General features: G+C 73.0%; 8 protein-coding genes and 1 pseudogene. 3 read left to right on the forward strand and 6 right to left on the reverse strand.

Annotated features, from left to right (window positions below; translation table 11 throughout):
* From ACTWQJ_RS36840 to ACTWQJ_RS36850, 3 genes and pseudogenes are all read right to left on the reverse strand, one after another.
* Positions 1 to 763: pseudogene (locus ACTWQJ_RS36840) on the reverse strand (lipase); the annotation flags it as partial.
* A gap of 58 nt (positions 764 to 821) precedes the next feature.
* Entirely contained in the window at positions 822 to 1394 is a 573-nt protein-coding gene (locus tag ACTWQJ_RS36845) for a TetR/AcrR family transcriptional regulator (protein WP_443310807.1), read from the reverse strand.
* Between the two features lie 99 nt (positions 1395 to 1493).
* Entirely contained in the window at positions 1494 to 2252 is a 759-nt protein-coding gene (locus tag ACTWQJ_RS36850; protein WP_443310814.1) for a polysaccharide deacetylase family protein, read from the reverse strand.
* Positions 2253 to 2409: 157 nt separating this feature from the next.
* On the opposite strand from ACTWQJ_RS36850, the gene ACTWQJ_RS36855 reads away from it, so the two are divergent.
* The 3 genes from ACTWQJ_RS36855 to ACTWQJ_RS36865 all read left to right on the forward strand — a co-directional run bounded on the left by ACTWQJ_RS36855 (position 2410) and on the right by ACTWQJ_RS36865 (position 8414).
* A complete protein-coding gene (locus ACTWQJ_RS36855) occupies positions 2410 to 5271 on the forward strand; it encodes an AfsR/SARP family transcriptional regulator (protein ID WP_443310808.1) in 2862 nt (953 codons plus the stop codon).
* A gap of 78 nt (positions 5272 to 5349) precedes the next feature.
* Complete coding sequence (locus ACTWQJ_RS36860) at positions 5350 to 7311, forward strand: BTAD domain-containing putative transcriptional regulator (RefSeq protein ID WP_443310809.1); 1962 nt, start codon at positions 5350 to 5352, stop codon at positions 7309 to 7311.
* A 209-nt stretch (positions 7312 to 7520) separates the two neighbouring features.
* Positions 7521 to 8414, forward strand: coding sequence for a helix-turn-helix domain-containing protein (locus ACTWQJ_RS36865; protein ID WP_443310810.1), 894 nt, complete (start codon positions 7521 to 7523; stop codon positions 8412 to 8414).
* Between the two features lie 114 nt (positions 8415 to 8528).
* Here ACTWQJ_RS36865 and ACTWQJ_RS36870 read toward each other — a convergent pair whose 3' ends face one another.
* From ACTWQJ_RS36870 to ACTWQJ_RS36880, 3 genes are read right to left on the reverse strand one after another with little or no spacing between them, the layout of a single operon-like run.
* Positions 8529 to 9266: a YoaK family protein gene (locus tag ACTWQJ_RS36870; protein ID WP_443310811.1), complete on the reverse strand. Its 738-nt coding sequence runs from the start codon at positions 9264 to 9266 to the stop codon at positions 8529 to 8531.
* Positions 9247 to 9771: a DoxX family protein gene (locus ACTWQJ_RS36875; protein WP_443310812.1), complete on the reverse strand. Its 525-nt coding sequence runs from the start codon at positions 9769 to 9771 to the stop codon at positions 9247 to 9249. The genes ACTWQJ_RS36870 and ACTWQJ_RS36875 overlap by 20 nt, the downstream gene beginning before the upstream one ends.
* Positions 9772 to 9813: 42 nt before the next feature.
* Positions 9814 to 10476, reverse strand: coding sequence for a hydrolase (locus ACTWQJ_RS36880; protein ID WP_443310813.1), 663 nt, complete (start codon positions 10474 to 10476; stop codon positions 9814 to 9816).
* Positions 10477 to 10630 lie beyond the last annotated feature (154 nt).

Raw genomic sequence — 10630 nt, forward strand, 5'->3', positions numbered from 1 at the left:
CCGGGGTGAAGGCACGCAGGCGCATCAGGTCGGTGTTGACCAGGTTGATGCCGATCTTGACGCTGATCAGGTCGGCGGGGGTGTCCCGCAGTGCGCGCGCGGTGAACGGGTCGAGCAGGGCGCTGCCGCCGAGACCGAGGTTGACCAGTTCCACGCCGGCGAGTGAGGCGGCGCGGGCCGGCCAGGTGGCGGTGGGGCTTGCGGCGTCGGAGCCGTGGCTGATCGAACTGCCGTGGTGCAGCCACACCTTGCGGCCCCGGTCCGGCACGGGCTCCACGGGTGCGTCGGTGCGCAGGGCGACGAGTTCGGTGGTCTCGTTGTGCGGCAGCCAGATCTCGACGTCCTTCATCCGGTCGGGCAGGCCGGTGAAGCGGAGGGTGCCGGGCGGGCCGGGCCGGCTCTCGGTGGTGCCGGTGGCCATGTCGATGGTCAGGGTGTTGCCGCCGGTCACGCTGCCCTGGCCGGCCAGGCGGCCGTCGACGAGCAGGTCGTAGATGCCGTCCGGGCGGGGCGGGGCGCCCGCGTAGACCCGTTTGGTGGGCAGCGTGTCCAGTTCGACGGCGGTGGCCTCGGTGCGGAGGACCAGCCGTACGCCGGAGGGCTGTGACTCCGCCATGGCGAGCTGTCCGTCGGCGCACTGGGCGCGGGCCCGGGCGGGCAGCCGGTGCGGCAGCACACCGTGCGCGGTGTGTTCCAGTTCGAGGGCACCGCGCAGGAGGTCCGCGGTGATGGGCGTGGTGATCCAGGTGGGGTGGGGGTGCATGGCCTCGGCCTGTTGATGGAGGGGGTCGCTCGGATCGAGGTCTTCGGGAGGTTCCGGGTCAGGGCGTGGGCGGCCAGTTGCGCAGAAGGGCGTCGAGGGCGTCCAGGATCCGTGTCCAGGACTCCTGCGCGTCGGGGGCGCTGTGGCTGAATCCGCCTGCCGTCTCCAGGCTGACGTAGCCGTGGAAGACGCTGCCCAGCAGGCGGACCGCATGTGTCTGGTCCGGCTCCGTCAGGTCGTAGCCGCGCAGGATCGCCCGCGTCATCTGTGCGTGTCTGACGCCGGCGCCGGCCGCGGCCGTCTCGGGGTCGAGCCTGAGCTGCGCCGCGGCGTAGCGCCCGGGATGCTCCCGGGCGTAGTCGCGGTAGACGTCGGCGAAGGCGATCAGGGCGTCCTTGCCGGCCCGCCCCGCCAGGGCGTCGGCGGCCCGGTCGGCGAGTTCCTCCAGGGCGAGCAGGGCGATCCTGGTCCTGAGGTCCTGGGAGTTCTTCAGATGCGAGTACAGACTCGCGACCTTGACATCGAACCGTCTGGCCAGCGCCGAGACGGTCACCTGGTCGAAGCCGACCTCGTCGGCCAGTTCCGCCCCGGCCAGGGCCAGGCGTTCGGGAGTCAGTCCTGCACGTGCCATAGCCTTCCCTCGTTCGACAGACTCGATTATGCGCTTGCCTAATGCCTTTAGGCAAGCCGCTCTGCCGCTTCGGGAAGTCTCCGACCCGACTCCCGGAACCTAGGGTCGGTACACCTTCCCCGGCACCGCCTTCCCCGGAGCCAGCAGTTGTGGGACGGTCACGAACACATACCCGCGCTCCTTCAGCGCGTCGATGATCCCCGGCACCGCGGGGACGGTCCCCGGGTAGATGTCGTGGAGCAGGATGATCCCGTCCCGGGACGCCTGCGCGAGGACGCGCTTTTGGATCAGTGCCGAGTCGTTCGTCCGGTAGTCCTTTGCGGTGACGCTCCACAGGACCTCCGCGAGGCCGAGTTCGCGGCAGATCTCGTGGACGGTGTCGTTCGTACGGCCCTGGGGCGGCCGCATGAGGGTCGGGCGCCGGCCGGTGAGGCGCTCTATCTCGTCGTTCGGGCGTTGAAGTTCCTCGCGTATCTCGTCCGGCTCCAGGCGGGTCAGGATCTTGTGGTCCCAGGTGTGGCTCGCCACCTCGTGGCCCTCGTCGGCCATCTGCCGGACCAGCTCCGGGTACTTCTCGATGTGCCGCTCGCCGAGCAGGAAGAAGGTCGCCGGGACCTGCTGTTCCTTCAGGATCTCGAGCAGACGCGGGGAGTTCTCGCTGGGTCCCGCGTCGAAGGTGAGCGCGATGCACTTGGCCTGCCGGCAGTCGACGCTTCCGAACCGGGCGGCCTGGATGCCGGCCGCGGCCTGGGCGCGGGCGGCGCTCGGCGCGGTGGTGGCCAGGCTCGCGCACCCCGTCAGCGCGACGGTCGCCAGCAGCGCGGCGGTGGCACGGAACGCGGGCCCCGTTCTTTTCATCTTCCTGGTCAGAGAAGGCATGCGCGGACTATACACGGTATGTATAGATGGAGTTTATAGTGGGTGTCCGCGGGCCCCTCCGCCCGAGCCGTAACTCTGAGTAATGCTCAGGGTGACGTACAGTTGAGCACTGGACGGGGCGACCGGAGGGAGTGACGTGCCGTTGGATTCGGTACGGTTCGCGATCCTGGGGCCGGTCCGCGTCTGGCGTGCGGGGCAGGAGCTGAGCCTCGGGCGCCCCCAGGAACGGGCTCTGCTGGCCCTGCTGCTGGTTCGGGCGGGTCAGCCTGCCGCCGTCCACGACATCGTCACCGCACTGTGGGGTCCGAACCCACCGCACAGCGCGGTCAATGTAGTCCGCCGCCATGTCGGAACGCTGCGCCGCCTGCTGGAGCCGGGGCTGCCGACCCGCTCGGAGGGCCGCTGGCTGCACCGGGACGCCGGCGGCTACCGACTCGTCACCGACAGCGACTCACTGGACCTCCTCCACTTCCGCAGGCTGCGCGAAGAGGCCCGGCAGGCCGCCGCGGACGGGGCGTATCAAGGGGCCGTGGAGCTCCTCACGCAGGCGCTGGCCCTCTGGCAGGGACCGGTCGCCTCCGGCATCCCCCCGGAGACACGTGCGCACCTGGCGCTCGACGCGCTGGAACACGAGTACCTCACGGCCGTGCGGGAGGCCGCCGACGCCGCCCTGCACGCCGGTGTGCCGGACGCGGTCCTGCCCGTACTCCGCAGTGCCGCGGCCGACCACCCGCTGGACGAACCCCTGCTGGCCAGACTGATCCTCGCCCTGGCCGGCACCGGTCTGCGGCCGGAGGCGCTGACCACCTACCAGGCCGTCAGCGCACGGCTCGCGGACGAGCTGGGGATCGACCCCGGTCCGGAACTGCGCGACGCCCACCGGGCGGTCCTGGCCGGCGCGCCCGCCCCGGCCGCCGGGGCCGAGCCTCGTCCCGCCGCGCGGACGGCCGCCCATCCCGTCCCCGTACAACTGCCGCACGAACTGCCGGTCTTCACCGGCCGGCGGGCCGAGCTGGACCAGGCGCTCGCGCTGTTCGCCGACGACGCGCGGACGGCCGGGACGGTGGTGATCGGCGGGATGGCGGGTGTCGGCAAGACCACGCTCGCCGTGCATCTCGCGCACCGGATCGCCGGCCGGTTTCCCGACGGTCAGCTCTACGTCAACCTGCGGGGCTTCGACCCCTCCGGGGCGATCATGGAACCGAGCGAGGCGGTACGCGGCTTCCTCGACGCCCTGGGCGTGCCGCCCGAACGCATTCCACGCCACGTGGACGCGCAGACCGCGCTCTACCGCAGCGTGCTGGCCGGACGCCGGGTCCTCGTCCTGCTGGACAACGCACGCGACACCGACCAGATACGGCCACTGCTGCCCGGCACCCCCGGCTGTCTCACCATCGTCACCAGCCGCAACGAACTGTCCGGCCTGGTGGCCGCGCATGCGGCCCATCGGCTGACCCTGCGTCCGTTCGACGCCGACCAGGCACGGGCCTTCCTCGTCCGCCGGCTGGGATCCGAACGCGTCACGGCCGAGCCCAGTGCGGTGGACGAGATCACCCGGCTGTGCGCCGGACTGCCGCTCGCGCTGGCCTGCGTCGCCGCGCGCGCCGCCGCCCACCCGCACTTCCCGCTGTCCGCCGTCGCCGCCGAACTGCGCGAGGCCCACGGCAGCCTCGATGCCTTCGCCAGGACCGACACCTCCGCGGACGTCGGCACGGTGTTCTCCTGGTCCTCCCGTGTCCTGACGCCGGAAGCCGCCCGGCTCTTCCGGCTCCTCGCCCTGCACCCCGGCCCGGACTTCACGGCACCGGCCGCGGCCGCCCTGGCCGGCCTTCCGGTACGGCGGGCACGGCTGCTGCTGGCCGAGCTCTCCGGCGCCCACCTCATCAGCGAGCACGCCCCCGGCCGCCACACCTTCCACGACCTGCTGCGCGCCCACGCCGCCGAACTCGTGCACGCCGAGCACCCGGAGGCCGAGCGCCGCACGGCCGCGCACCGCCTCTACCAGCACTACGCGCACACCGCCCACGCCGCCGGTGCGCTGCTCGCGCCGAACGGGGATCCCGTGCCCCAGCCGGCCCCGGCAGACGTGCAGGACGTACCCCCCGAGCCGCTCGCCGACGACCACCACGCCCTGGCCTGGCTCACCGCCGAACACCCCGTGCTGCTCGCCGTCCTCGACGCGGCCGCTGGCTCCGGTCACGACCGGCTCGCCTGCCTGCTGGCCTGGTCGCTCGAGCCGTACTTCGACCGGCGGGGCCACTGGCACGACGGGCTGGCCGCGCAGCGCACCGCGCTCGACGCCGCCCTCCGGCTGGCCGACCGTGCCCTGGAGACCCGTGGGATGCGCGGACTGGCCCGGGCCGAGGGCCGACTGGGCCTGCACGAGCTGTCCCGCCCCCGCCTCGACCGTGCCCTGGCCATGGCCGCCGAACTGGGCGACGCCATCGGCCGCGCGAACACCCACCGCAGCCTGGGCTGGGAGAGCGAGCAGCAGGGCGATCTCGCCGGTGCCCTCCGGCACAACCAGCTGGCCCTGGACCTCTTCCGGGCCGTCGGCCACCAGGCAGCGGAGGCCGGTGTCCTCAACTCCGTCGGCTGGTACCACTCCCAGCTCGGGGAGCACCGTGAGGCGCTGCGCCACTGCTTCCGGGCCCTGACCCTCCTGCAGGAACTGGGCGACCGCTACGGACAGGCCGCCACCTGGGACAGCATCGCCTACGCCTACCACCACCTGGGCCGCCACCCGCAGGCTCTCCTCGGCTACCGCAACGCGCTCGCGCTCTACCGGGAACTCGGGGTGCCGTACATGGAGGCCGAGACCCTCAGTCGCATGGGCGACACCCATCTCGCGACCGGAGACCTCCCGGGAGCCCGCGCCTCCTGGCAGCAGGCCCGCGACCTCTTCACCGCGCTCGGACACCCCGGCGCCGACCGGGTCGCTGCCCGGCTGGCCGGGCAGCAGGGCCACGAGCAGGAGGAACATGTCGGCCCCGCGTGACGGCGGGCGCTTCTACGCTGTGCGGGGGCGCGGCCGGTCCGGCGCCCGATGGTGCGCGGCAAGACGGAGCTCAGAACGATGATTCGGTTCGAGGTGCTGGGGCCCCTACGGGTGTGGCAGGGGGAGCGGGAGCTGGATCTCGGGTATCCCCAACAGCGCGCCCTGCTCGGTCTGCTGCTGGTGCAGGCCGGCCGCCCGGTGCAGTTGAGCGAGATCGTCGACGCGCTGTGGGCGGGCAGGCCGCCGGCCACCGCACGGAACGTGGTGCGCCGTTACGCCGGTTCGCTGCGGCGGCTGCTCGAACCGGGACTGCCGCCGCGGGCGCCCGGACGACGCCTGCTGCGCCGCACCGGCGGCTATGTGCTGGAGGCGGAGACCGAGGAGGTCGATCTGCTGCGGTTCCGCGACCTCACCCGGCGGGGCAAGCGGGCCGCCGTCACCGGACGGCCCGAGGTGGCGGTGCGGCACTTCGCCGACGCGCTGAGCCTGTGGCAGGGGCGGGTGGCGATGGGCGTGCCCGCGGTCACGCGCGAGCACGCGCCGTTCGCCGACGTGGAGCGCGAGCTGGCGCACACCACGCAGATGGCGGCCGACGCGGCACTGCTGTGCGGCCGCACGGAGCGCGTTCTGCCCAGCCTCCGCCAGGCCGTCGGACTCGACCCGCTCAACGAGTCGTTGCACGCCAGGCTGGTCCTGTCGCTGGCGGCATGCGGACTGCAGGCGGAGGCACTGGCGGCGTACGACGACATCCGCCGCCGACTGGACAAGGAACTCGGCGTCTCTCCCGGTCCCGAACTCGGCGCGGCCCACACCCGGGTGCTCCGTCAGCAGGTGCAGCCGCTCGAGCAGCCGACGCGGACGGCCGGCCCGGCGCCCGGCACGGCGCGGCCGGACCCCGTCGAGCCGTACGCCCGGCCCGCCCAGTTGCCGCCCGACCTCACCGTGTTCGCCGGCCGACGAGCCGAACTCGCCGCCCTCACCGACGTCGCGGCGACCTCCGCCGGAGCACCCGCGACGATCCTGATCAGCGGAATGGCGGGCATCGGCAAGACCACACTGGCGGTGCACTGGGCCCACCAGGTCGCCGAGCGGTTCCCGGACGGCCAACTCCACATCGGGCTGCGCGGCTTCGACCCCGCCCGGCCGGCGCTGCACCCCCCGCAGGCGCTGCGCATGATGCTCGGAGCGCTGGGCGTGCCCCCGGACCGCGTCCCGGAGGAGGACTGCGTGGACGCGCTCGGCGGCCTGTACCGCGGTGTGCTGGCGGACCGGCGGATCCTCATCGTCCTCGACGACGCCGCCGACGCCGAACAGATACGCCCGCTGCTGCCCGCCTCGCCGGGCTGCCTGGCCGTGGTCACCAGCCGTAACGCACTCGCCGGCCTGATCGCCTCCGGCGCCCACCCGCTGCGCCTGGAACCGCCGTCCCCGGCGGACGCCCGCTCCACGCTGGGCCTGCGGATCGGACCCGCCCGCCTGGCCGCCGAGCCCGAGGCGGCCGACGAGATCGTCGCCCGGTGCGGCCGCCTGCCCCTGGCGCTGGCCGTGGTCGCCGCACGCGCTGTCGGCCGCCCGGACTTCCCGCTGTCCGCCATCGCCGCCGAACTCCGTGCCTCCCACGGCAGCCTCGACGCCGTCTCCGCCGTCGACGGCGCCACCGACCTCCGGGCCGCCTTCCTGCGCTCCTACCGGCTTCTGCCGCCCGAGAGCGCCCGGCTGTTCCGGCTGCTGTCGCTGCACCCCGGCCCCGACATCGCCCCGGCCGCCGCCGCCACCCTGGCCGGCCTCCCGGCCCGCCGGGCCCGGCTGGTCCTCGGCGAACTCGCCGACGCCCACCTCGTCACCGAGCATCTGCCCGGCCGCTACGCCCTGCATGACCTGCTGCGCGCCTTCGCCGCCGAACTCACCGAGGCGTACGACGACGCCGGTCGCGCGCCGAACCCGGGGCAAGTCCGGAAGAGTCCGCTGAAAGAGGCCGTGTCACTTCCTTGTCACTTCTTTTGCACACCGGCCGACCTACGCTCCGAACTGAGCGGATGACGGCCTGACCAGGGCACGGGGCAACCCCGGCCCGCGACACCGTCGCCGCTTCACGCACAGACGGTTTCGGCTGGCCTCGGAGGCGACGGCGGATGATGTCCCATACCAGCACCATCGAGGCTCGGAACGAGGAGACGGGCGCGCCACGGCGGACGCCGCTGCGGCAGGACAGGCAAGACAGGCAGGACAGGCAGGACACGGTGTGCCGGATGCCCGGGGGCCTCGACATCGTCGTCACCGACGCGCCGGCCACGGACCTGCCCAGGGAGAAGCGGCCGCACCCGTCGCCCGGCCCGGCGGGCGACGATCCCCGCCCGGCCCGGCGGCCGCTCCGGCTGACCGCCCGGGCCGGCGGCGAGTATCTCTTCGTGGGCATTCGCGGCGGTCACGGCACACCCACCCCGCAGGAACCCGTGGATGTCTCCCTCGGCCCGGGGGACATCTGCTTCTACGACCTCCACCACCCGACGACGCTGGACTTCCCGGAGCGGTTCCGCACCAAGGTGTTCCTCGTGTCGCGCGAATCGCTCGGGCTGGAGGAGTCCGACGTGCACCGGCTCATGAGCACGCCGGTAGCCCGCACCTCCCGCCTGGGCGCCCTGCTGTCGCCGTTCCTGTCCGACCTCGCCGACACCGCCGCCGCGTCCCGCCCTCCGGTCGGCGAGATGCTCGCCCGGAACGCCGTGAACCTCCTGGCCACCCTCGCCGTGGAGCAGCTGGGCGGGGACGGGCCGGGCACACCCGACGCACCGTCACCGCTGATGACGCGGATCCGGGAGTACGTGGAGCTGCATCTGGCGGACCCCGACCTGTCACCGGAGACGATCGCCGGCGCCCATTACATATCCGTCCGGTACCTGCACAAGCTGTTCAAGGACGAGGGCACGACGGTCGGCCGGTGGATCCAGCGCCGCCGGCTCGAGGAGTGCCGACGTGAACTCATGCTGCACACCCGGGGACACCGGACCATCGCGGCGATCGCCAACCGCTGGGGCTTCCTGAGCGCCGCGCACTTCAGCAGGGTCTTCCGCGCCGCCTACGGCATGTCTCCCAGCGAGTGGCGGGACACGGCAGGCCGGGCCGCGCGGGCCGACCGGCGCTGATCCGCCGGGCCGGGTACGACGCCGGGTACGACGAAGCCGTCACGGTCGAGCGGATCGACCGTGACGGACGGGACATCGCGGACTGGTGCGCCCCGCAACCGGGGCGCCAGCGCCTCAGGACGGCGGCCGGGTCCAGGCGGGACCTGAGGCCGAGAGGCGGTAGGCGGTCACCGAGGTGACCGCGATCAGCAGCAGCGACAGACCCAGCGCGAGCACCAGTTGGTCGTGCACCAGGAGCAGGCCGCCGACCAGCGCCCCGAGGAACATCGCCAGCACGGACATGACCCTGCGCCCGGGCCGGGGTGCCGCGCCGCCGGCCGGGTGGGAGTCCGCGGCCAGCCCCGTCAGGGTCAGCGTCAGGACGGTGGTGGTGAGGTCCGGGACGCCCAGGCGCCGGGCGACCGCGTTCTGCAGGCCCATGGCCAGGCCCAGGAACACGATCAGGGTGTACTGGACGCCGGTGCCGACCCTGCCGTCCGTCACCGCGGCGACGACCAGAGTGACGGCGACCAGAACCGTCTGGAGGGCCGTGGCCGCTCCCAGCAGGTGGCCGCGGTGGGCGGCGAACCGCGTGCCCAGCCGTCCGCCCGCGAGCGCGCCGAGCAGGAACGCCACGAGCGAGACGACCGAGGCGGGCGCGGACAGACCGTCGGCGCCCGCCAGCGCGAAGCCCAGGAAGACCACATTGCCGGTCATGTTGGCCACGAAGACGTGCCCGAGGGCCAGGTAGCTCACCGCGTCGACCACGCCGGTCACCACGGTCAGGGCCAGCATCAGCGGAGGCAGCGGACCGTGCCTGTCGCCTGCGCGCGGCACGATCGTGCGGAAGGCGTCAGTCAGCAGCGCGCGCATACCGGTTCCCTTCCGGTGCGGCGGCCGGACGGTGCAGCACCGCGCGGGTGAGCAGGCCGCTCAGCGGTCCCACCAGGATCGCGGCCACGGCGATCCACACCGGCCAGGGCGTCAGGCCGAGCGCGTCGTCCACGGACCAGCGGCCCGGCCCGGTCAGGGCCAGCGCCGCACAGACGACGACGAGGACCAGGGGGTACTCGTAACCGTCGTTCTGCACCCACAGCCCCTTGGGCCACTTGACGGTGCCGGCGACCGTCATCACGCCCATCGCGGCCATCGCCGCCAGGGGCGTCAGCAGCCCGGCCGTCAGGAACAGGCCGGCGCCGATCTGACTGCCGCCCGCGGCGATCGCGGTCAGCGGGCCGCCGCGGAATCCGTCGCGGCGGAACTCCTCGGTCCCGCCCGCCAATCCGTTGCCTCCGAGGAGGTGACTCACCTTCTGCACACCGTGACCGGCGATGAGCAGCCCCACCACCAGCCGGAGGACCAGCAGTCCAGCATCCATCGTGTTCCTGCCTGTTCCTGACGTTCCGTCGTGTGCCGTGCGTCAGCCGGCGGCGTGGGCGCCGATGACGGCCTGGGCGTAGACGATGCCGAGGCCGTACGCCCCGCCGTGCTCCTTCACCACGTCGGTGACGGCCCCGTACGTCTCCGTACGGGCCCAGTCCCGCTGGAGCTCCAGCAGCACCTGCACCCACGTCACCGGAATCGCACCGCCCTGGACCATGCGCTGCACGGCGTGCTCGTGGGCCTGCGGGCTGACGCCGCCGGACGCGTCGGTGACGACGTACACCTCGTAGCCCTGGGCGATCGCGGACAGCGTGGGCAGGACGACGCAGACCTCGGTCCACAGTCCGGCGATGACGAGCTTCTTGCGCCCGGTCGCCTTGACGGCCTCGACGAAGGCGACGTCCTCCCAGGCGTTCATCGTGGTGCGGTCGATGATCTTCTGGTCGGGGAAGACCGCGGCCAGCTGGGGCATGATCGGGCCGGAGAAGGACTCGGCGGCCACGGTGCTCAGCACGACCGGCACGTCGAACGTCCTGGCGGCCTTGGCCAGACCCAGGGTGGAGTTGATGATCGCGGAACGGTCGCCGCTGCCGGTGCCGAAGAACATCTGCGGCTGGTGGTCCACGAACAGCACCGCGCAGTTGTCGGGGGTCAGCAGGTCGGGACTGGGAGCCGCGGTGACCTCGGCGATGTCGACCATGAGAAGTGAGCCTTTCGGTGTGAGTGTCGGCGCGGACGGCCGCCCGCGCCGTGCTGAAGAACCGTCCGGTGGACGGAGCTTGGGGTGGTGTCCCGGCCGGGGCGGCCCAAGCGCCCGGCCCCTGCCGGGAGTTCGCAGGAGTCAGAGAACGAAG

Origin of the sequence: Streptomyces sp. KR55 (genome assembly GCF_052245645.1) — a bacterium.
Taxonomy (GTDB): Bacteria; Actinomycetota; Actinomycetes; order Streptomycetales; family Streptomycetaceae; genus Streptomyces; species Streptomyces flavusporus.